At 37.4% G+C, this 24,964-nt stretch carries 14 protein-coding genes; 13 read left to right on the forward strand and 1 reads right to left on the reverse strand.

All coding sequences use genetic code 11. From position 1 onward, the window contains the following. Positions 1 to 2 precede the first annotated feature (2 nt). The 13 genes from FLEMA_RS0108420 to FLEMA_RS0108485 all read left to right on the forward strand — a co-directional run bounded on the left by FLEMA_RS0108420 (position 3) and on the right by FLEMA_RS0108485 (position 22,152). Complete coding sequence (locus tag FLEMA_RS0108420) at positions 3 to 7,262, forward strand: RHS repeat domain-containing protein (protein WP_159102669.1); 7,260 nt, start codon at positions 3 to 5, stop codon at positions 7,260 to 7,262. 6 nt (positions 7,263 to 7,268) lie between these two features. Then, positions 7,269 to 7,649, forward strand: coding sequence for a hypothetical protein (locus FLEMA_RS0108425; RefSeq protein ID WP_026995087.1), 381 nt, complete (start codon positions 7,269 to 7,271; stop codon positions 7,647 to 7,649). A gap of 320 nt (positions 7,650 to 7,969) precedes the next feature. Continuing rightward, complete coding sequence (locus FLEMA_RS0108430; RefSeq protein WP_026995088.1) at positions 7,970 to 8,365, forward strand: hypothetical protein; 396 nt, start codon at positions 7,970 to 7,972, stop codon at positions 8,363 to 8,365. An 84-nt stretch (positions 8,366 to 8,449) separates the two neighbouring features. Further along, positions 8,450 to 8,653: a hypothetical protein gene (locus FLEMA_RS0108435; RefSeq protein WP_026995089.1), complete on the forward strand. Its 204-nt coding sequence runs from the start codon at positions 8,450 to 8,452 to the stop codon at positions 8,651 to 8,653. A gap of 60 nt (positions 8,654 to 8,713) precedes the next feature. Then, a complete protein-coding gene (locus FLEMA_RS76035; RefSeq protein ID WP_052354031.1) occupies positions 8,714 to 9,265 on the forward strand; it encodes a type VI secretion system amidase effector protein Tae4 in 552 nt (183 codons plus the stop codon). 742 nt (positions 9,266 to 10,007) lie between these two features. Further along, on the forward strand, positions 10,008 to 10,196 hold the full coding sequence (locus tag FLEMA_RS0108450; protein WP_026995091.1) for a hypothetical protein: 189 nt from the start codon (positions 10,008 to 10,010) through the stop codon (positions 10,194 to 10,196). Positions 10,197 to 10,483: 287 nt separating this feature from the next. Continuing rightward, positions 10,484 to 13,027, forward strand: coding sequence for a T9SS type A sorting domain-containing protein (locus tag FLEMA_RS0108455; protein WP_026995092.1), 2,544 nt, complete (start codon positions 10,484 to 10,486; stop codon positions 13,025 to 13,027). A gap of 42 nt (positions 13,028 to 13,069) precedes the next feature. Further along, the gene (locus FLEMA_RS0108460) at positions 13,070 to 14,359 is read left to right on the forward strand and encodes a Xaa-Pro dipeptidase (RefSeq protein ID WP_026995093.1); all 1,290 of its coding nucleotides are present in this window, start codon (positions 13,070 to 13,072) and stop codon (positions 14,357 to 14,359) included. A 321-nt stretch (positions 14,360 to 14,680) separates the two neighbouring features. Further along, positions 14,681 to 16,321, forward strand: a complete 1,641-nt coding sequence (locus FLEMA_RS0108465; RefSeq protein ID WP_026995094.1) for a sodium/sugar symporter — start codon at positions 14,681 to 14,683, stop codon at positions 16,319 to 16,321. A gap of 892 nt (positions 16,322 to 17,213) precedes the next feature. After that, the gene (locus FLEMA_RS0108470; protein WP_159102670.1) at positions 17,214 to 18,017 is read left to right on the forward strand and encodes a helix-turn-helix domain-containing protein; all 804 of its coding nucleotides are present in this window, start codon (positions 17,214 to 17,216) and stop codon (positions 18,015 to 18,017) included. Between the two features lie 25 nt (positions 18,018 to 18,042). Then, a complete protein-coding gene (locus FLEMA_RS0108475; RefSeq protein ID WP_026995096.1) occupies positions 18,043 to 19,146 on the forward strand; it encodes a DUF2891 domain-containing protein in 1,104 nt (367 codons plus the stop codon). A 365-nt stretch (positions 19,147 to 19,511) separates the two neighbouring features. Then, the gene (locus FLEMA_RS0108480) at positions 19,512 to 20,660 is read left to right on the forward strand and encodes a plastocyanin/azurin family copper-binding protein (protein ID WP_081681281.1); all 1,149 of its coding nucleotides are present in this window, start codon (positions 19,512 to 19,514) and stop codon (positions 20,658 to 20,660) included. Between the two features lie 10 nt (positions 20,661 to 20,670). Then, positions 20,671 to 22,152: a DUF7133 domain-containing protein gene (locus tag FLEMA_RS0108485; protein WP_026995098.1), complete on the forward strand. Its 1,482-nt coding sequence runs from the start codon at positions 20,671 to 20,673 to the stop codon at positions 22,150 to 22,152. 219 nt (positions 22,153 to 22,371) lie between these two features. Here FLEMA_RS0108485 and FLEMA_RS0108490 read toward each other — a convergent pair whose 3' ends face one another. Continuing rightward, positions 22,372 to 24,792 carry an alpha-L-rhamnosidase-related protein gene (locus tag FLEMA_RS0108490; RefSeq protein WP_026995099.1) on the reverse strand — a complete coding sequence of 807 codons (2,421 nt, stop codon included), beginning with the start codon at positions 24,790 to 24,792 and terminating at the stop codon, positions 22,372 to 22,374. Between the last annotated feature and the right edge of the window lie 172 nt (positions 24,793 to 24,964).

A 24,964-nucleotide genomic window follows, 5' to 3' on the forward strand; every position in this document is an offset into this window, starting at 1 on the left:
ACATGATAAAACTTTACACTACAATCCTATTTGTTTGCTTAGTCAGTATTCGTTTTACCCTTTTTTCGCAAGAAACTAAAACGCAGGCATCCACACCTGAAAAAGCAAAAACTACAGTACCTATTACAAATAGTGTACAAGAGAACGGTACACCAGTAGGAACAGGGGATAAAGACCCCGAAAAACCCCAAGAGGGAGAGGTAAGCACTTCTTTGGCTGGACAAGCCTCAGGTTCTGTTCCAACGGCTTCTCCAGAGATGGCATTTCAAAATCGATTCTTGGACATACCAGTAAATGCTTTTACTGGTACTGCACAAGTTCCTATTCATTTATATACTTTAACTGAGGGTAATATCAGTGTGCCAATAGCAATTACTTATAATGCCTCAGGAGTTAAAGCTCACGAAGTTGCCGCCTGGACTGGTATGAATTGGGTTTTATCGGCTGGCTCAAGCATTTTTCGCGTTGTAAGGGGTATCCCCGATGAAGGGAAATTGGAATACGCTACTTTTGGTAGTAATCGTAGCGATACACGAAAAGGATTTTACCAACATGGTATTAAGGCTAATAATGATGTAAATAATGATTCTGAATCAGATTTGTATTTGCTCAATATAAACGGAGGTACTTATAAGTTTACCTTTGAATCTGTTGTTAGTATAGACCCCAACACAGGTCAAACCTACCGAAAAGCTATTTTCTTTCCTGATGCAGATATTGATGTTCGTGTTAACTATCGACATTTTAAGCCCTATGGCGAAACTTCGATTAATTATAACATTGGGCAATTTACAGATTGGCAAATAACAATGCCCGATGGTATTATGTATACGTTTGCTGGTACATCCGAAACGACTGAATCTTCTTTTGAAATAGAAGCCAAAATAGCCATTAGCCAAGGAGTTTATGAAGGAGGGAACGAGCTATACCGCTATGCTAAAAACAATAAAATTACATCAGCTTGGAATGTTACGAAAATAAGTTCTCCTTTCGGGAATCATATCGACTTTACCTATGCACCATCAAAATATGCTTATTTTAAATTAGCAGAACAAGAAAGACAAACTAATAACTGTAGCTTTGGCGCTATCTCAAACGCTATAAATAAAGTTTATGTACAAGGATCTGCTTTGGTCGGAATCAGTAGCCAAACAATTAAAGTAACAGTGAATGATGCCCTTTGGGAATGTCGTTTAAATCCCAACTATAATAATGGAGATTCAGGCGAAGATGAGTTTATTTGTGGCTTTAGTAGTAATGCTTCTTCTAGAATTGATGTAGATACTTGGGGGCGGCTTCCCCTTGGTACTAGCACCAATCCATCAATACCCAATCCAGACGCTAAACTATTTGCCAAGCTTTCGGTACAAGATAGAAATAATACTTCTGGCAAAATCCTAGAGTGGAGTTTTGAATACCAAAATCTTAATAGCAACTATTACGATTTAGACCCAGCTTTGTATAATTATACTTTTTCAGAGGTTGGCTATACTCATCAAAGAAGGTTATTTCTCCAAAAAATCAATTTTCCTGATGGAAACAACTATCGTTTTACTTATGGAGCAAACAATTATTTGATTCCAAGTCGTTTGACCAGAAGAATTGACCATTGGGGTTTTCTTAATTATGAATCTAATAGTAATTTGATAGGAAAGGATTACACTCGCCCTTGTTCTCCGAGCGATGGCAGTGTGGTTGCTAATCGAGAAACAAGTACGATATATAATTATGCTCAAACCTATACCATTGATAGTGTTATTAGCAATACTGGTTCTATCATCACGTTTGGATACGATAATCATCAAGCCCGTAATTTTGTTGGAGCTATTGGTGGTAGTCGTATTCGTAAGATAGAAACCAAGGACCTTATTTCGGGTATCAAAACCATCAAAACTTACGATTATCTTCAAACAGACGGTACTTCTTCTTCTGGATTTATGGCACTAAAGCCTGTATATCATTTCACCGATTTGAATAATAATGAACACTGGAATTCGGGCATTTATTCACAACTATTGGGGCTTCTGGGAAAACCTGTAGTAGGGTACAGTCGAGTTGTTGAAAAGATAGTTTCTCCTTTTCAGAATACCTCTTTAGGATATACGGTGCTTGAGTTTAATCAAAGTCTTACAGAAACCAATTTGGTAATTAATGGCTCATCTATTCCATATACTGTTAGGCCATGGAAAAACCACTTTAACCACGACTACGCCAATGGAGTACCCACGAAGGTGTCTACCTATAGTTCAGACAATCAGGTGATTACTGAAAAAATAACTAATTATACGTTTGCCAATTCTGATCACTTAGCGATTAGTGGATATAAAAGTTTTCGGCTCAATGGTTTGAATTATAATTTTGAAGAAGCATATTCTGAGCCACTTGCAAAATTTCGGATTAAGTCTGAAACCACCAAAGTCTACAATCAGGATGGCACAAATCCCCTTGTCAATACAAACACATATACCTATAAAGACGAAATGAATAATGCGTATCGTCTGGCATATCAAGGCAAACACAATCAAGTAGTAAAAACCGAAAGTTATGACAGTTATGGATATTTGAATCAGACTCTCAACAAATATGCCATTGATTTTACTTTTGGTCAGGACTCAATCAGTCACCAAGTTTGTTATGACAATTCGGGCAATATCGTTGATTGTAATGACCCAACTGTAAATCCAAACTTTACACAAACCTACTATGAAAAATACGACCATATCCCAACAAATATAGAAGCAAAAGGTATTTGGCAACTACAACAAAAGAAAATGTGGGCAACTGTGATTGAAACCATTGCCATGAAAAACAACAAAGTGGTTTCGGCTACTTATCAGAATTTTTATCCCGACTCTACCCAGTATCATCAAGCAGGCTTAGGAAAAGAAAGCTTTATCGCTCAGAATTTACCATTAACAACTTTTAGCGAAGTCAAATACAATCGTTTTGCTACAGGCGAAAATTTTGATAAAGATGAACATTATGATTTAAGAAGAACTATTGAAAAATATAACTCTTTGGGTATGCCAGTTGTTGTTCAAAACAGATTTGGAGCAAGAGACTCAACAGTATACGATGCCACTAATACACTTGTTTTGGAACAACACAATAATATTCAAGCATACGACAAAAACCGCACAAAACAAGAGTACAATACTATAATTTTTGGCGTAAGCAAGGAAATCGCTACCAATGATTTAGAGATTCAAAAAGAGTATTATGATAACGGTAAAATTAAACAGATTAAAGATAAAGACGGCAATGTTATTCAACATTATCAATATTATTATCGTGGACAAGCAGACAACGACCCTTATGTAAATACAGATAATGATAAAAATCGTATTATTACTCGAACACCACGGATAGCGACGTCTAATGCTACAAATTTAGATTTTGACCAGTGTGTGATTTTGGTAACATACATGGATGGAACAGGTAAAACACTACAGTCGGTAGCATACAAATCATCTCCCAACCAAAAGGATATAATTTCTGATATAACTCTTTTTGATGAATTTGGAAGACCCAACAAAAATATTTTGCCTATTGAAAGTAATTACAATGATGGACGCTATACCCATGTTGGTATTTTAGATTTTAATGGTTTTACGTCTCGCTATCCATTCGACTACGTATCGAATGTACAAAGTGTGATAAACAAAGCTCGACTTTTTTATAATGACAATGCTCCTTATTCAGAAATCAGTATTTATGAGTCCTCGCCACTCAGTAGAACATTCAAGTCTTTTGGAACAGGGCAGGCTTGGCGAGATAACGATAAATCAACGCAGATAAAATATGAAACAGCAACGGGAATTAAGAAATTTACGGTACTACATGATAACACCACCGTAACCGTTGGCACGTACTCAGGCTATGAATTAACGAAAAAAACTTTGATTGATGAGCGTGGAAGTTTGGTAGTAGAATACACCGACAAATCGGGAAACCTCATTCAAAAAGATGTCCAAGTGGATGGTACAGCAAGCAGTCCAGTATTTTTAACAACGGCTCATATTTTTGATGATATTGGAAGGCTTCGCTACACGCTTAACCCGAAGGCTTATAATGCCTTATCGGTGCTTACATCTTTTAATGAAAACAATACTATTTTTTGGTCTAATGCCTATGTGTACCGTTATGATGGTCGCAATCGTATCATAGAAAAACACAGCCCTAGCCTAGGATGGAGTAAGCTCGTCTATAACCGTCTAAATCAGGTAGTATTAATGCAAGACTCACAGGAAACCCTTGATAACACCTGGAATTATATTAAGTATGATGGACATGGCAGAACCATCCAGACAGGGCAAATCGTTACTCCTTTAACGGCTAGTGCTATACAACAAGGCTTTGATGCCTTGTCGAGTGAAAAACAATATGAAGAACGAAGTACCCTAATAGGCAATATTCAGCAATATACCAATCGATCGTATTATAGTGTATTAGGTAACTTGATTACCGATGCCAGCCTCAAAACGGTGTTGTATTACGATGATTATCATTGGCGATATAATAACAATTATTCTGGTAATATTGCCGAATATGCTTTTCAGACAAACCCTTTTAATGCCTCTGCTTATTCTACTAGTAATGCCAAGGGGATGGCAACAGGAGCATTAACAAAAATTGAAATGTATGGAGATTTCCTTTTTCCAAGTGTCAATTATTTTGATAACAAAAATCGCAATATTCAGTCTATCGGCTATCATAACTTATTAGCTCGTAACCAAAGCGATATACAGTATAATTTTGTAGGAGATGTTTTACAAAACCGAATGATTTATCGCAAAAATGGCGATGCCGACCGTGTGCGTACTTATGAATACGGATTGGATCATATCGGTAGAAAAAAAGAATTATTCTATACCTTCAAAGAAGGAACAACCACTAAAGTGGCCCGTATAAAAATGGCAAATTATGCTTATGATGCCATTGGTAGATTAAAAACAAAAGGTATTCAACCCACAAACGATTATAGTACCAAGCAAACAGGCTTATGGACAGACCCCAATACTTGGCTCAAAGGAATTATCCCTACTATAAATGATGCTGTGGTGATTAATCAAGGTCATACCGTTACTATTCCAACAAATCAAACTGTTACCGCAGGGAGTTTATACGATAAAGGAACGCTCATTTTTCAGCAAAATAGTATTTTATCAATGGGTACATTACCTGCCAATCAAAGTAACGCTGCCTTACAGCTTATAGAGTATAGCTATAATATCAGAGGAGGATTACGAGGTTTGAATTTGGAGGGTTCAGGTAACTTAGCCACTTCGCAAGAAAAGCTATTTAGTTATAAATTAGATTACCACGAAACAGGGAAATATTTTGATGGTAGCATCTCTGCCCAAAGTTGGAAAAATCATAATAGTGCACAATCACGGAGTTATTCATTTAGTTATGATAGAGCCAATCGTTTAAAAAATTCCATTTATTCGGGAGGGCAAACGGGTGAGAATTTTTCTATTCCAACCGTCAATTATGATGTAAATGGCAATATTACGTTCTTATCTCGTATGGGAAAATCAGGAACGAGTACCGTAAAAATTGACTCTCTTGATTATCAATATTTCAACAATGGCGACCAATTAAAAACCGTGAACGATTATGCTTCAAATGCACAAGCGGAAGGTTTTAAAAATGGCTCAAATACTGGCGATGATTACGAGTATTACGCTGATGGTAAACTCAAAAAAGATTTAAACCGCAATATTTCACTCATTGAATACAATTTCTTAGATTTAGTTTCAAAGATTACTCGTGGGAACGGTGATTATATTGAATACAAATACACCTCAACGGGTACGAAGCGACAAACCAAAAGAGTGATAGGCGGAGTCGAAAGTTATACATTATATGATGGTGAAATACTCTATACTTATACAGGTACAACCCCAGCCTTGGGTAACTTCACCGTTTCGGAAGTACAAAATGCAGAAGGACGTTTTGTTAATAACCGTTTAGAATATGGCTATACCGACCATTTGGGCAATTTACGTTTGAGTTACTATGATAGTTTGGGTACTCCTGCCATCGTTCAAATCAATGCGTATGATGCTTGGGGAATGGAAATTAGACCTTTGCGATATTTGGTTGCAGGAGCAAGCCAAGATAAATACACTTGGCAAGGTAAGGAAGATTTAAGCGGTGATGGTTTAGAAAATTGGTCTGATTTTGGGTGGAGAGTTGAGGATAGAACGCTTGGACGATGGTTCACGCCAGACCCTGAAGACCAATTTGAAAGCATAAGTACATACGCTTATTGTGCCAATAATCCAGTAAGCCATATCGACCCCGATGGACGAGCCTTACCAGTGGTAGCCGTAGGAGCTTTAATTGGTGCGGGTATTAGTGCCTTAACTTACACAGCAAGCGTTGCCTTTAGTGAAGGCGGTTTCAACAACTGGAGTTGGGGTTCTTTTGCTAAATCGATGGGCGTTGGGGCTGTTTCGGGGGCGTTGAGTTCGGGCATTGGTCAGGCTTATGGAGGTATTGGCGACTTTAGCAAGGAACTATCCAGAGCCTTTACACATGGAATAGTCCAAGCCAATGTATCAGCCTTTACGGGTGGCGATGTCGGAAGTGCATTTTTGAGTAGCGTTATTTCTTCGGGCGTTGGTTCGGGAACAAGCGGAGCAAGTGATGGCGTACAATTAGGCGTTTCGGCTTTATCAGGTGCAGGTTTATCAACAGCTATGAACGGAGGTAATTTTTGGGAGAATTTGGCGTATAGTTCGGCGGTAGTTGGGTTGAATCATATTCCGCATAAACCAACACCTGCTGAAATAAGAAAAAATGCAATGAGAAAATTTAGAAGAGATGTTTTAGAAAGTTTATCATTAGGAATAAGTAGATTAAATCCTGCTGAAATTACTATATTATTAGACTTTACGGACGTACCGATTACAAGATATTTATTGAATATTAATTATGCTTATGATGTACGAAATGGACTATTTGGAGAGAATACTCCACCAGACAACAATCACTCTAATGCTTTTCTTCATGCTTATATTGCTGCTATACATACTGATTCATTTGGGTATGATATTGCCAGAAAATTAGTTGATGCACATGAAATGACTCAAGGGCAAGGGGTTGGCACACAGATGGATAAAAGAAATAACATGATTGGATTAAGTTTAGGTTCTCGTGGTATTACGAATGCACAAACTATTTATCAAATGGTTAAAAAGGGGTCGTTTTGGATAATTGAAAATAATAACTTAGTACAAAAACCAATGAAATAGGATATTATGAAATTAATAAACCTTATATTTTTATTTATACTAATTTCTTTACTTAGTTGCAATAAAGGAGAGCAAAAGAAAAACGTATTTACGATAAATACTTCACGAGATACCACTTTCTTTCTTTCTAGGAAAGAAGGGAAAAATGAAAATATGCTTGGGGGACAATTAATTTGTAAATACTTGAATAAATCAGCAAAAAATGATACACTTTTTTTAAAGGTAATAAATGTTAATGGTAGTGTTGATATTTACCCTATTGTTCTGGAGTCTTATCTTTTAGGTGGGAAAAAAGAAATTTGGCAGGATTGGTACACAAATTTTGCTATAATTGAACATAAAAAACGTAATGAAAGCATTAATATAAATGTAGAAATTAGATATTGATGATTTTTGAGCTTCGATGCAGAACTAACTTTGAAGTTATCTTCAATGTACTCAAATAAAATTTTGTGTACTTCTTCCATACTTTCAAGCCTTAGGGACATTATTCCCAAGAGATTCTGCGGTTGCATAGGGGGCATCGGCTCGGAGCATACTCTGTCTGAGTTCAAAAGTCTTTACCACTTCTTAAAGATTGTCCGACAAATACTGACCACCCCTGTCCGAGTGAGTTATCATTCCTTGGGGAACATTCTTCTTGAGTAATGCCTTCTCTAATGGTTCACGACTAGTGAGCCATCTCATACCATATAAAAATAAATAAAATGAAAAAAAGTGTAAGACAACTAATAAATATTTCACTCCTCTCATTACCAATATCATGTACTCAAAAGCCACATGAGCTAAAAATTGATGCCAGTAAAGATACAATCATAGAACTAATGAAATACAAGTATAATAAAGACAAAGATTATTCTGGCAACACTATTAGTATAAAGAAAATAAGTGGAGAACTTAACAGTGAAGCTGAATATTTTCTTATTCCAAGCTATAAAGATTCATTTCTTATGAACTATATGAATAATTCATACAAATTAGATTCTGGCAAAATTGAACAAATTAGTGATAGTTTTTCAGATATGTATTCTGGGAAAATAAAATTTATTTACAAACACAAAAAAGTTACAAAAGGTAATCTGATTTTTAAAATAGAATTCTAAAGAAATGGTCAGAAAGCAAACTCTGATCATTTTTAATACGGCAAGTGTTGCCTTAACTGGAATTGGGGTTTTTTTGCTAAATCGATGGGCGTTGGGGCTGTTTCGGGGGCATTGAGTTCGGGCATTGGTCAGGCTTATGGAGGTATTGGCGATTTTAGCAAAGAACTATCCAGAGCCTTTACACATGGAATAGTCCAAGCCAATGTATCAGCCTTTACAGGTGGCGATGTCGGCAGTGCCTTTTTGAGTAGCGTTATTTCTTCGGGCGTTGGTTCGGGAACAAGCTGAGCAAGTGATGCCGTACAGTTAGGCGTTTCAGCTTTATCAGGGGCAGGATTATCAACGGCTATGAACGGAGGGAATTTTTGGGAGAATTTGGCTTATAGTAGTGTGGTGGTTGGATTGAATCATTTGATGCAACATATTACGAGACCACGAATGATAGATATGCAAAAAAACTATCCTGTAAACCCTGATGGTAGTGAAATGTCAGCAAAAGATGTATTTAAAAAGGTTGGTGGAGAGGTCTATGAAGCAACAGGTGGCGAGGGAAATGCTTGTGCTACGAGAGTTTCTTACGCACTTAATAGATCAGGGGTTAAAATTCCTAAAATGTCATTTACTTTAAAAGGGAAAGATGGGAATAACTATATTGTTAATGCAGCTAAGTTGAATGGATGGCTCATAAAAGTATTTGGAAATCCTGATATGTCACTCACTGACCCTACATTTCCAATGATGGGTAATGGTTTAAATCAGGGACTATATGTGATGCTCCCTCAAAGTTATGATAGTTTTGGTGCTAGTGGCCATGCTACTTTATTTTTAGGAGGTGGTTGTATTTCTAATCATTGTTATTTCGAAAATGCTAAAACAATAAACTTATGGCGACTCAAATAAATAAATATTCTATAATATTTATTATTATCCTGAATACTACAATGTATTGTAAAGGGCAAAAAAGCAAAGTCAATTAAGAACGTACCAGATAGAACAAGAAACTGTTTTAAAGGATTATTTTTTATGTAATTGTATAAAATCAGGATTTAAAGAAGTTGGTGTAGATTTAGGAAACTATGATCATACTATTCAAGTATTGGATGAGCAAATGTGGACTTCTATAAAAAAAGTAGACAGACTTCAAATTGAGAAACTTGCTTTCAAAATAGGAACATCAATAAAGGTCTCTTCATTAACGCAAAAAGTAGGGGTAATGGGAGTATGTCTAAGATATTATAAAAGTGATACGCTTGGTATGACTATCCATAAAATTATTAAAAAGAATATTAAGGAGGTTCCCGAATTTTAGTTTTTATATGTGAAGAGGTATTGTCGGATACATTGAGTCAACAGATTATCCTAGTTATTAGTATTTTCCCAATTCTAACTTACTGCTCATTTCAATAGTTTTGAACTTGATAAAGATGTTTTACGCCTTATTCGGAAAAACCCTTTTGAAGAAGATACTTTATTTGATATGAGTAAATTACAGTTGATAGAACGCCCTAAAGATGTACCAACTAAATCACAAGTATTTGAAGAGTTTTTAGATACGATAAGAGTTGATAAATGAGTCATTAAAATTGTAGAAATCTTAGTTAAGCTTGCCTCAATAGTTTCTGTTGGGGCTACTTTTTTTAGGATGCAAGCCAATGTCGGCAGTGCTTTTTTGAGTAGCGTTATTTCTTCGGGTATTGGTTCGGGAACGAATGGTTTATCAAAAGCAGGGCAATTAGGAGTTTCGGCTTTGACAGGGGCAGGATTGTCAACGGCTATGAGTGGTGGGATCTTTAGGTGCAATTTGATGGAGGTGTTACAGGAAAAAAGCTAGAGAAAATGAAAAGTTATCTCTCGAAAAACTCTCAAGTTAAATTAGCCTATCAAAAATGAGTATGTTAGGTTTTATTAATTTGGCAAGTCTGAGCATTATCTGGTGCATTGAGTTCAGGTATTGATTTCTACTATTCAAAGGCTCTTGAAAGGTCTTTACAAAAGTTAAACCACTAAATTTTTACCAAAAAAGGCATATTCAAATTTGTATAGACAACCAATCATTGCAATTTTTGGTCATTAGGGAAAAGATATTGTCTGAACTCTATTTATCAAACCGTCAATTGCATGAAAAAGATTTACCTTTTCGCCATTTTTCTCCTTGTATGTCATTCTACCTTTTCGCAACGATTCTATTCTGTTGTATTTGATCAGTTGCCTCGTGATATGCAGTTGTATCCTCGTGAGGCCAATAATTTGGCTAAAGTTCCTATTTCGGGTATGATAGAAGTAGCTGGCTGGTCGTATATGTCGGTACAGGTGTTTAGGAAAAATGTTCCCATTGGATATTACCGTGCCAATCTGAATTATGGTAATGCCCATGCTACTAAATTTGTATTTCCCGATATTTATATTAAAGCCGAGCCTGCCGACTACGAGTTTAGGGTGTATGCCTGTAAAACGCAAGATTCTATTTTGATGGTGACTCGCCAAAAGGTAGTGGCAGGCGACTTTTATGTCATCAATGGGCAGTCGAACGGGACGGCTTTTAATGTAGGAAATGTGCCTTACACTTATTTTAATGAGTACCTTCGCACTTTTGGTATTTCTAATGATGGCCAAACTTTTAGTACTGCCGACACCCTGTGGAATTATCCCGATAGGTCTTTTCCGTATGTAGGGGCTTGGGGTTTACATTTACAGCGACTTATTCTCGAAAAATACGGTATTCCTACTTGTATTATCAATGCCTCTATTCCTGGTACGTTTATTAGCGAACACCTTCAACGTGTAGCCGAACAGCACGATAATTTTGGCACTATTTATGGGTCGCTTTTATATCGGGTTACAAAAGCTCAGGCACTTAATCATATCAAATGTTTTTTTTGGTGGCAGGGCGAGCAAGACATTATTTATAGCAAAACTAGCTATCCTGAAGATTTTCAGAAATTATATAATTACTGGCGTGAGGACTATCCTGCTATTCGTGATTTTATGATTTTTCAAATGAATATTCTTCCTGCTCAAACTGCTACAGGAGCTTCTATTAGAGATTTTCAGCGAAAAATTCCCTCATTATTTCCCTATACAAGTGTCCACGCCACTGCTGGTGCTTATGGGTATGATGGAGGGCATTACTCACGAGAGGGTTATCAGCAAATAGCTTTACAGGTATTTAATCGACTTCAACCCTTGTATTACGATTCTTCTGTTCAAGGAACATTTACTTCGCCCAATATAAAAGCTGCGTATTTCTCGTCCAAGGCTCAAAATCAAGTTGTATTAGAATTTGATACCAATCAAAAAATGGTTGCCGTTTCTGATACCACTGTAGTAGGGGCTTCGTCACATACCAATATTTTGCTAAGTGTAAAAGATTATTTCTATTTTGATGAAAATGAAGCAAATACTCCAGCTATTGAAGCTATTCAATACCAAAACAACAAGGTAATACTTAGCTATAAGTCAAAGTTAAACTACAAAACTATCTCGTATTTGCCCAATACTTATCGTACAAGCGATGTGCCTGTGTTTATAGGCCCCTGTTTACGAAATAGTGCAGGAAATACCGCTTGTGCGTTTTCGTCGGTAGCTATTGAGGACGCTCCTATATTGGCAAGCCCAACCTTGACAGCCGAGGTGATGTATTATAATAAAGTACAGCTAAAATGGACTAAAGCAGCGATTGCTACTCAGTATCAAATTGAGAAAAAGCGGCTAGATGAACCTATTTCGGCTTTTACGATTCAGGCCCGTATTGATAGTAGCATTAGAAGTTTTGTAGATACCACAGTGATAGCCAATACCTCAATAGTATATTGTATCAAAGCTATTTCAAGTGTTGCCGAATCGGCTTATAGTTACGATACCGTTGTTACGCCAGCACTTTTGGCACAGCCCATTCTTTCGGCTACTATTTTGTACAATAACCTTGTGAAATTATCTTGGCCAGCGGTATCAGAAGCAACAAAGTATCTTTTGCGGAGAATAGAAGGAAATACAGTAGCAACACTTCTCAACGCATCGTCTTTGACGTTTACCGATACTACCCAAGCAGGCAAAGTGTATAGGTATGAAATTCAAGCTTTTGGCAATAAAACCGAGTCGGGTGTTGCTAGTATTCAGGTGAGTATGCCAGCGATTTTGCCGACACCTATAGTGTCGGTTCAGAATATTACGTATGAAAGTGTACAACTGAATTGGAATGCTGTAGAAACAGCCAGTTTGTACAGAATAGAACGCCAACAGGCAGATATGCCCCAAACGGCCTTTGAGCTAGTTGCAGAACTACAGGCATTGACCTTTACTGATAAAGCCCTAAAAGCTAATCAAGAATACCTGTATCGTGTGCAGGCATTAAGTACTATTTCGGCATCGAATTATGGAACTGTTACTGCCAAAACGGTGCAGGTGTTGGCTACCGAAGAAGAACTCTTGGGAGATATGTCGGTGTATCCAAATCCTGCTAGTGATTATTTAATGTTTCATTTTTATCAGCCCTTTTCTGGAAAAATAGTACTTTTGACATTGACAGGCCAGTTGGTTTTGGAGGGAAATGTATCTACTAGTAAATTGTACAAACTGGCACTACCAGCTCTTCCCAAAGGTGTTTACTTGGTTAACCTTGAATCCAACAGCCGTATAATTTCTAAAAAAGTATTAGTTGAATAATCATTTAATTGGTGGTATCAACAGCTAAAAAACTAAAAATCAATGAGAAAACTATTTTTTACGGTGGCAAGTTTCCTGTTTTCGGCTTTGTGGTTACAAGCACAGCAAACCGAAAACCTAACTGCCATAAAGGCAGGACGACTATTTGACAGCGAAAAAGGGGTATTTATTACAAATCAAGTTATTTTGATTAAAGACAATGTTATTACAGAAGTAGGCTCGGGTGTAAAAATACCCACTTCGGCCAAAGTAATTGATTTGAGTAATGCTACTGTTATGCCTGGTTTTATGGATTGCCATACGCATATAACTTCGCAGCCCGACAACTACATGGAAGACCTATTCCGTAAATCGCCCATTGATTATGCTGTAGAAGCCCATATCTATGCTAAAAGAACCCTCGAAGCAGGCTTTACTGCCTGTCGTGATGTGGGTGCTCCTGAACTAATAGATGTAGCATTAAAACGTTCTATCAATGCAGGCCATGTGGTAGGGCCTCGTTTGTATGTTTCAGGGCCAATTATCGGGGCTACTGGTGGACATGCCGATATTAGCGGTTTTTCGCCCTATCTTTCTTTCAAAGCTATCAATAGTATTGCCGATGGTATTGACGAAATCCGCAAACAAGTACGCTATAATATTAAGTATGGTGCCGATTTAATCAAATTTACGGCTACAGCAGGAGTTTTGTCGGAAGAGGAATCGGTAGGTGCTCCACAGTATTCACAAGAAGAAATGAATGCTTTGGTGGCAGAGGCTGCAATGTGGGACAAAAAAGTGGCGGCTCATGCACACGGTACTCAAGGAATCAAAATGGCGGTAAAAGCAGGCGTAGCCTCTATAGAACACGGTAGCTTTTTGGATGATGAATGTATCGAGCTGATGAAACAAAAAGGAACTTACCTTGTAGCTGATATTTATAATGATGATTATATTTTGTCGGAGTTTGCTAAGTTGGGTTATCCTGAAAAACTCATCGAAAAAGAACGTCAAGTAGGTAAAACCCAAAGAGAGAGTTTTCAGAAAGCGGCCAAAGCTGGTGTAAAAATAGCTTTTGGTACTGATGCAGGCGTATATCCACATGGTAACAATGGCAAACAGTTTTATTATATGGTCAAATTTGGCCTCACACCCGCTCAAGCCATTCAGGCTGCAACTATCAATGCCGCTGATTTGATTGGGGTAAAAAACAAGCTAGGTTCTATTTCGATGGGTAAATACGCCGATATTGTGGCCGTAAATGGTAATCCAGAACAAGATATTACCGTTTTGGAAAAGAAAATTACTTTTGTGATGAAAGATGGTAAAGTAATCGTTGCTAGTAATCATTAAAAGTAGCGTTTAAGGTCAATAATTAATTTTCATGCAATTGTTGACCTTAAAAATGAAACTAAATTTACTATTTTATATTACTTGTTTAGGTATTTTTTGTATTTTAATATACTGATTTATAGTGTATAATGATGTATTTGCTCTAGTAAATATTGAGGTTAAAGAAGCTTCTTTGGGCTGTTGTTATAGGTAAAAATGTGAAGATAAGCTCGCATTTTTGATTAGAGATAGTCGGGATTTGTCTTTAGGAATTAAACTATAATAAAAGTACAGTTTTGTCATAAAATAATTCTATCTTAAACCCAATAATCCCTAATAACTATGAATCAACTGCAAACCGCAGATTATCTTGTCTTTTTCATCTATTTTTTTGTGGTAGTCGGCTACGGATGGTGGGTTTTTCAACGCAAAAAGCAATCAGAATCTAAAACAAAGGACTTTTTCCTGGCAGAGGGCTCGCTTACATGGTGGGCTATAGGGGCATCATTGATTGCCTCCAATATCTCGGCTGAGCATTTTATTGGTATGTCGGGTTCTGGCTTTGCTATAGGTTTGGCTATTTCATCTTACGAATGGATGTCGGCCGCAACGCTTATTCTTGTAGCGGTGTTTTTTATACCAGTATATCTCAAAAACAAGATATACACCATGCCTCAGTTTTTATCGGTACGATACAACGACACAGTGGCTACCATTATGGCTGTATTTTGGTTGTTGTTGTATGTTTTTGTGAACCTAACTTCTATTCTATATTTGGGAGCTTTGGCTGTCGAAACCATTTCGGGAATATCCTTTTTTTACTGTATGATTGGCCTTGCTATTTTTGCCGTTTTTATTACATTAGGAGGCATGAAGGTTATTGGCTATACCGATGTTATTCAGGTAGTTGTATTGGTATTGGGCGGGTTAGCTACTACCTATTTGGCACTCAATATGGTATCGGATAAGTTTGGTGGCGATGGTGTTATTGATGGGCTAGGTTTGTTAAAAGAAAAAGCAGACTCTCATTTTCACATGATATTTTCTAAAGGCGACCCACATTATTACGAATTACCGGGTTTGTCTATTCTGATAGGAGGAATGTGGATTAATAACTTCAACTATTGGGGCTGTAACCAGTATATTATTCAACGAACACTTGGTGCCGACCTCAAAACGGCTCGTGGAGGGATTCTTTTTGCAGCTTGTCTAAAACTCCTTATGCCACTTATTGTGGTAATTCCGGGTATTGCGGCGTATGTATTGTACCAAAATGGCTTATTTCAACAAGAAATGGTAGATGCTGCTGGCGTTGTAAAGCCCGATCATGCTTATCCAACACTCATGAATTTATTGCCACAAGGAATGAAAGGTTTGGCCTTTGCTGCCCTTACGGCTGCCATTGTTGCGTCGTTGGCAGGGAAATGTAATAGTATTGCCACTATTTTTAGCTTAGATATTTACAAAAAATTCTACAACAAAGAAGCCTCAGAAGATAAAGTCGTAAAAGTAGGACGCTATGCGGTGCTTGCGTCGTTTATGATTGCCTTGGTTATTACGCCTCAACTCAGAAAACTAGAACAGGCTTATCAATTTATTCAGGAATATTCCAATTATATTACACCTGGTGCATTTGCGTTGTTCTTCTTAGGGTTATTCTGGAAACGAACCACCTCGCAGGCGGCTATTGTGGCGGCATCGTTGGCACTGCCATTGTCGATTTTATTCAAATCTTTACCAGCTATTGGCTCTACGTTTTTAAGTACAACAATAGACCCTATTCCTTTTTTGGATAGAACACTGTGGGTATTTGGTATTTTGGTAGTATTGATGATTGTAATTTCATTAAGCGATAAATCAAGTAAAAATAACCCTAAAGGCTTGGCTATTGATGCCGAAATGTTTAGGGTTACTCCTCCATTTGTGGTATCTTCTATTTTAATTTGTGGAGTATTGGCAGCACTTTATACTGTATTTTGGTAAACAAAAAAATAAAGATTTGGGCAAAAAAACGGCGTTTATCTGTCCAAAACAGTACAAAAAGGTTCAGAATATTGAATTCTGAACCTTTTTGTACTATCAAGTTTACCTTAGTATTGTATTATACTGTAGTTTTGTTGTACTCAAATGGTTCAACAAATAATATGTAAGTAATAACTACTCATTAGCAGAGAGTTTGTTGAAAATAGTTTTTTAAAATAAGACAAAACAAATTAGTTCATCATACCGTCATAGAGTATATATGGACTCTTTTTAGAGATAAAATATAAAGTAAGGATGTAGAATTGAAAGCTTGAAGAGCACGTACTCTTTAAGCTTTTTTGTTTTTATACTTTTTTAACAACCCAATTTGTGTAAATACCTATAATATTATTTTGAACATCTGTTAATATTTTGAACATTTGTAGTAATATTATTTAAGTTTGCCATTGCAAGCAAAAGCTCATGAATGCTTGTAATACCTTGCTTTTAAACTTTGTTTAAAAATATGAACACGCCCTTTGAAAACATTTTATTTATTGTTGGTCTGGTCACATCTTTATTAACGGCTATTGTTGGGTTTTGGATTATCGTTCAATTTAAGCACCCTGGAAAGAATCTACTAGGTGCTATATTTCTGATTTGGTCTTTTAACTGTTTAGCCAATACCTTACTTTTTGGACCCATTCCAGCGTATTATCAGGCCTTATTTTTTAGGAATGCCATGCCGATTTACTTTTTTTTACCATCCTTTACTTACTTTTATGTAAAAAAAATAAATCAACCATCTTTCCTAGTCCGACCGATCGATTATGTCCATTTTGTGCCAGTAGCCATAATATTTATTGACTTACTGCCATATTATATTTTACCTTTCGACCAAAAGGTGCAGTATATGGAAGGCATTAAGCATAATGTAAAATTGCTGTTTACGGGTAGTGAGGGCCTTATTCGCAACGATGTTCGTGATATGATGCTGGGTTTTACCTTTTTATTTTATGTCACTAAAATCTGGAAAATTATTGCAGAAAAGTATCGCCAGCAGCCCAGTACTTCTTTTTCATTGATAAAATGGAGTATTTTTTTGGCTATTATGCTTACAGTATTATTTATACTGAAGCTGTCTTTTTTTAGTGTATTGGTGTCAGATATTGGGGTGTCAGAATTGCGGGTAATGTTTTCTCAAATTGTAGTGATTTATATTTCACTCTTTTCTACTATTTGTTTCTATGTTTGGTATAATTACCGAGAATTGAATACCGTTTGGGGAAGTAACGAAGAAGTATATCTGATTGATGAAGCAGATTCTATTAATTCTGTCGAGCCAATTGAGCTAGACCCCGAGGTGGTGAATCAGTTTGATAAATACGTTAATGCCGAAAAACCTTATTTGAAGGTAAAATATTCTCTTAATGATTTGGCTCATGAAACCAACTTGCCAACCTACCAAATTTCACATATTATTAAGGGGCAATATGGTGTTAATTTTAATGATTATATCAATTCTTTGAGAGTCGAGGAGGTGAAAAAACGCCTAGAAGACGACGAATACCAAAATTATAGTATAGAAGGTATTTCGAAAGACTGTGGTTTTAATGCCAAAAGTACCTTTTTTACGGTTTTTAAGAAACATACTGGCGTAACGCCTATGGAATACCAAAAAAATGCCAGACAGAATACCAAAAAAACACTGGCTTAATTACTTCTATCAACCCACTGTTATAATGAAAAAAATTGTATTAGGTGTATTTGCCATGTTATGTTTTGAGACGATGGCTCAAAATACGTATTTAAAAACTTCGTCCAATGCCGAAAGTATTAGCCTTACCCCAGAAGGAGCTGCTTTTTTAGCTAAAATGCCTTTGCATTGTATCAATAATGAATACCCCAACAAACCTAATCATACCTTAGAAAAACCTGAAGAGGTAGTATTGTCTCCCAAACAATTACATCCTTCTTTTTATGGTTGTTTAGACTGGCATTCGTCGGTACATGGCCATTGGATGTTGGTGCGTTTGTTGAAATTATATCCCAATATGCCCGATACCGAGCAAATCAAGAAAGTATTAGACGAAAGTTTTAAGTCGGAAAATCTACAGGCTGAGGCTGATTATTTTACAAATTACAAACTAGCAAAGGGTTTTGAACGAACTTATGGCTGGGCTTGGCTACTCAAACTCGACGAAGAGCTACAAACATGGGATAACCCTTTGGCCAAACGTTGGCATGCCCAACTACAACCTCTTACAAAGGTAATTGTACAACGTTGGAAGGACTATTTACCCAAGCAAACCTATCCAAATAGAACAGGGGTACATCCTAATACAGCATTTGGGATGGTTTTTGCACTTGACTGGGCAAGAGCTACAGGCAATAAAGAGTTTGAGGCTTTGTTGGTTCAAAGAAGCAAAGATTATTATCTCAAAAATACCAATACCCCAGCCAATTTAGAACCAGATGGTACAGATTTTTTATCTCCAAGTTTAGAAATAGCCGACCTTATGCGTCGAATCTTGCCTAAGGCCACATTTGTACAATGGTTTAATCAATTTATTACACCCGAAGGCTTAAAAAATCTGATGCAACCGCCATTTGTGAGCGATAGAAATGACTATTCTATTGTACATCTTGATGGGCTTTCACTAAGTCGTGCATGGTGTATGAAAGGTATTGCTAAGGAGTTTCCTAATACCGACCCACGAAAAAAGATGTTACAAAAGCAAGCTGTTTCGCTTTTGAATAAAACTTTGCCGCAGATTGCCAGTGGTAATTATGGGGGCGAACATTGGTTGGCATCTTTTGCTGTATATGCGTTAAGCGTAGATTAGTACAATACCCAAAGCTATATTGTGAGTCATTTGAGTACGATAGCTCGTATTCAAGTGACTTTTTTATTTGGAGGTTGTTACTTTTTCTATTGACCAGCTAATCCCCAAAACAGCAATTGTATCAGTTCTAATTATTTCGACTCCAGTATTCTTGTTTTGATAAGGCAGTACAGTTAAACATTTAACAGGACTTATATTTGTCAAAGTACGTGATGATTATATGATTGGCTGTTTTTACGATTATAGAATAGATTCTTAAATGATTTTATCAATAAAGATCGGTAAAAAATAAGGCGGTCTGTCTTATACTTATATCATATTGAGTCATCTAAAAACTAGAAAGTTTAAATAATCCTATTGTAAATATGTTTTTAAGAACCAAGCAGCGAGTATTTTATTCAAATCGTCATAAGATTGTCAATTGGTTACGTCTTGGTAGTCAATGTTGTATTGTTTTTTTAATGCTATTTTCTTCAATAGTATACGCCCAAAGCGACACCACAATTACCATAAAAGTACTAGGTGGATTGCAGTATAATTTGCCAAGATTTGCTGTAAAGCCCAATACTCGTGTCACGATTGTTTTAGATAATCACGATGATATGGCTCATAATATGGTCATAACCAAGCCCAATGCTCGCTTAAAAGTAGTAGATGAAGCCCTGAAATTAGCAGAAAAAGGGGCAAAAATGAACTACGTACCTAATTCACCATTAGTAATTGCTAGTACCAAAATTGTAGAACCTGGACAGCTCGAAAGCTTTACATTTCTGGTAGAAAAGGCTGGCATTTATCCTTATGTTTGTACCTATCCGGGACATGGCTTTGTTATGTATGGGGCTATGTATGTTGGGCAGCCAAGTTGGCCACCTTTAGAAAAAGACCTTAATATTCCTGAAGGACAACGACAAGGGACTTCATCACAGCATCATCATACTGGGCATGCCATGGGTACGCCATCGCCACATCCTTATCCTCTGGAATACCCTGCCCTTTACCGAACTTTTATGCCCGAAGCAAGCCCTGCGGCTATTGTAGTGGCACTTACAGCCACCGAATCGTATTGTTTTGATGCTGGCAAATGCTATTTGCGTTATGCTTGGACAGGAGGTTTTGTCGATAATGCAGAACAATGGAAAGGCAATGGAAGTAAACTTTCTAAAATTGTAGGGGATGTGTACTGGAAACAAACCGATGGCTTTCCTTTTAGAATAGGAACGGCTCAAAAAGTACCAGCAGTAGATTTTAAGGGGTATCGCCTCAAAAAGCGTTTACCGAGCTTTCAATATAGTATCGACCAAATCAATGTAACCGAAACCTTACATTGGAGCGAAAGTAGCTTACAACTGAAAAGGCAGTTTGTTTTTAGTCCTCATCAGCACGATTTATATTTGTTATTACCTACACAAAAAGGTATTCGCTATAAGGTTGCAGTAGGCAAAATAACAAATAATGTATGGAAAATTCCTGCAAAACAGAATGCTGCTCAATTGGTTATACAACGAGAAAACTAATCCCAAAAAGATGAAAAGGTTATTACTTTCTTATATATTATTATTGAATTTTTGTGGTTATCGGGCTCAGGCTTTTATCCAAAAAGACTCTGCAGCGATGTATTATGATGTCGAAAATATAGAGCTTCCCGAAGGACTAGTTGCCGAAACTGGAGCTATTGGTTTTTTACCTGATGGTCGCTTTGTAGCTTGTTTTCACCGAGGCGAAATCATGATTTATCATCCCAAAACCAAAGTATGGAAGCGTTTTGCCGAAGGCTTGCACGACCCACTGGGTGTTTTGGTAGTAAGCAACAACGAACTATTGGTGATGCAAAGACCCGAGCTAACTCGTGTAAAAGATACTGATGGCGATGGTGAGGCCGACTTATATCAAAAAGTAACCGATGATTTTGGCCTTTCGGGCAATTATCATGAATTTGCTTTTGGCCCTGTGGCCGACAAACAAGGAAATTTATATATCGCACTGAATTTGGCTTCTAATGGAGCAGGTATTCGTAACGAAATTCGAGGTACTTACGATTCTTTATCACGGCCAGGGCGTATGTACGCTTGTGTGCCATATCGTGGCTGGATTATGCGATTAGACAAAAAAGGTAAGCTACATCCTTATGCTGTGGGTTTTCGGTCGCCCAATGGCCTAGGTTTTGACCAGCAAGGCCATTTATTGGTTTCTGACAACCAAGGGGATTGGCTTGGTACTAGCAAGTTGTATCATGTAGAGGAAGGTAAATTTTATGGACACCCTGCGGGGCTTATTTGGAAAAAAGATTTTCCGAGGGTAGTGCCAATCAAATTGCCTGTCGCAGAACTAGATAGTATGCGAACTAAAGAAATTATGCAGTTTCCACATGGCTATTTTGCCAATTCGCCAACTCAACCATTGTTGGATAATACAGGTGGAAAGTTTGGAATGTTCAATGGCCAAATGCTAATTGGTGACATGGACCATAAATACATTATTCGACTTATGATGGAAGAAGTCGGCGGAGCATTGCAAGGGGCGTGTATACCTTTAGCAGTGGGTTCAAAATTACGAATAGGCAACAACCGCCTTGCTTTTGCACCAGATGGAAGCCTTTGGGTAGGACAAAATGACCACGGATGGGTAGGGGCAAGGGGTATTCAACGAATTACTTGGAAAGGCAAACAGCATTTGGATATTATGGCAATGAATTTGACCAAAACAGGGTTTGACCTAACTTTTTCAATGCCAATCAATAAACAAATGGCCGAAGACCTTAAAAATTATGTATTTAGAAGATACTATTATGAGTATCACCAAGCTTACGGTTCTAAGCAATTTGGTATAAAAGATATACCCGTGACCAACATTCGGGTTTCGGAAGATGGCAAAAAAGTATCACTAGAATTAGCGGAATTAAAAGCAGGATACGTATATGAATTGAGGTTAGGGGATATTGCCAATCAGCAAGGTGATAAGTCTTTGATTAATAAGCTGGTATGTTATACATTGAATCATTTGAAATAATTCTGGGAAGTGTAAAAATAGTATAAAAAAAAGATGAGTCATCCCTAAATGAGTGATTATTTTTTAGGTATACCTTCCAGCAATAGAGCCGTAAAATTTTGTATCTAAAAATAATATCAAAAAAGCGGTCGAAAAACGTTTTTCGACCGCTTTTTTGATACACAGTTGGAGAATAACCCTAGTTCTAAAATTCGGGATGACTCACGTTTGTTTTTATAACTACCAGAGTTTTAACGTAATATTTTCTCCAGTAACTTCCACTATATCCATGTCTCCTTGATGGATAGGCACAACCAATGTATTGTTGACTTCCCAGTGTTGAAATTTGCCAACAGGAAACGCAATACGAATCTTCCAATCGGCTTTTATTTGTGATAGTTTCAATGTGGTAGCTTGTGTTGTTTTGACAAAATCTATACTAATCTCATTATCACCAATTGGTACATGGTTTAATTGTGCTGTATTCCATTCGTCGGGCATTTGGGGTTTGATAAATAGTTGTTGCTGTGCAGCATTTGGACGAATTCCAAAAAACTGTTTTACAATAGGCGTTGCATAACTATACAAATTCCACGCCTGTGTAACCATCCCGTAGTCGGGTGAAACCTCGTAAATAGAGCCAGGAAGGGCATAACTAAAGGTTTTGGTCATGCGTTTAAGGTAATTCAAGGCTTCATTGGCATTCCCATAATTGTTTTCGCCGATTGCAGCAACTCCAGTAGGAAGCGTCATAACGGCCCCTGTATAAGTAAATATTTTTCGATTAGGAGCAAAAGAACTTTCATCTTTTCCTGCCGACTCGTCACGGTCGATACCTGTTACAAATACCCCAAATGGATTGGTGAATTTATGGGCCGTACGAAGAGCAATTTGGGCTTTTTCGGGGTCAGCAACGCCTGTTTCCATGGGGGTATTCACTACCCAATTATGGTGTAAAACAAAACCTTGCTTGGTATTTTCGGGCAACGCCATTACCTTATTTTTGGTAGCTTTTAGTTCTTCTACTGCCCAAGGTTTTTGTAAAGTATCTGCCCGAATGATAGCATCGTCGATTAAATGTAAGGCTTGTGTTTTTGTACCAATAAAATCAGCAAAAGATTGGCTTTCGGCAACCCAAAAATCGGTATTGATTTTTTGTTTTAGTTTTTCTGCATACGATTTGTAGGTATTGGCTAGTGCTGTATTGCCCAATACTTGTGCCATTAAACTAGCATCGGCAAAGGCTTTTTGCGAGTACACTGCCACGTCAATCATTTCGCTATTCATACCATGAATTTCCATCATGCCAAAGCCATCGGGCAATAGATTTTTATCTTTGTCATTTTCGTCTAGAAGCCATTGAAGCCCTTTTTGAATACTAGGAAAGTATTTTTGTAGAAAAGCTTTGTCGCCTGTCCATTGATATACTTCCCATATCATACTGACAAATTGAGGTGTTTCGTTAACATTTCCAGCATTAAATACCGCTCCATTGCTCGACACCTCATGTACAATTCTGCCATTGCCATTTTCTTTTTCCGATATTTTATGGATTAATGCTATTGCATCGTATACCAGTGGCTTATTGCCAGTGGCAACCAAGCCCTGTAGTGTATATTCGCTGTCGACACCAAACCACCAAGGGTAGTCGGGCAAACCAGCACATAAACCACGACCAGTTTCAGGAACGTTTCTTACCAGCCAATCGGTATTGTATTTTACCCAGCGAAAGGCTTGTTCTAATGATTTGTCAGGGATATTTAAGGAAGTAGTTTGTGCAATTTGCTCGTATCGTGCTTTTTTATTCGACAAATAGGCAAAGCTATTTTGTTGGACATCTCGAAAAGTACCTTGTACCTGTTCTTTCGACTGGTACGAGCCAGCAATTGTAAACGGCAAACTCATGCTGCTATGGGCTGGTATAGTAATTTGATAAACCAACGACGCTCGACAACCTTTGCCCAAGGACTGAAATTGACAAGTGGCATTATTTTGGTGGTGTTGGCTAGGGCTTTGAGCTGACCCAAACATCACAAACCAGTTGTTCAGGCTATCTTTGGCTATCCACGATTTGTGAGGGTTGTCCCAAGTGGCTATATCGGCACCATCGATCATATTGGTGCGTTCGCCAAGCCAAACAGGGCGTAAGTCGGAATGCCCCGTAAATTCAAATTGCACGGTTTGAGGACTAGCTAACTGATTGGTAAAAGTGTATTCGACTACCAGAGCCTCTTTGTTGTCGGGGACAAACTGAAACCGCTCGATGGTTAGCCCTTCCGAAATGTTTTGGTAAAGATGCTTATTGGCGAATGGGTAATTGGTAAATCCTTGTGCTTCTGAAAGACAAATAGATTTTTGATTCACAACAATATTAGCCGTAAAACCATCCATAAGCTTGATGGGGTGGTCCCAAATACCGCCCATTTCGCCTGTAACATGCCAGCCCAAATCGGGAAATTGCCCGTTTTGGTGACCAACCATATAAAGCCTATCGCCTGCCGTTACAAAGGGCGAGTTTAGATATTTGGCTTTTCCTTCAATCTTTTCGGAATTGTGCGTTAGCTGTTGAAAGGATGGCTGAACAGTCGTTTTGTGGGTACAATTGCTCAAAAGAATACAAGCACTACTTGTAGCAAGGAGTTTTTGAAGAGTTGCTTTCATGTATTAAATAGTTTACAAAAATGGTGAACAAATGTAGGCAAAAGAAATGGAAGTTTTGATAGGGTTAAGTAGGGATTATATAGCAATATACCTATAGGTTAGTAAGAAATTGGGGAGTATTTTGATAAAAAAAGGAGGATACTGGTAAATATTTGAGGAAAATAATAGAGAA

This window comes from Flectobacillus major DSM 103 (genome assembly GCF_000427405.1).
Lineage (GTDB): Bacteria > Bacteroidota > Bacteroidia > Cytophagales > Spirosomataceae > Flectobacillus > Flectobacillus major.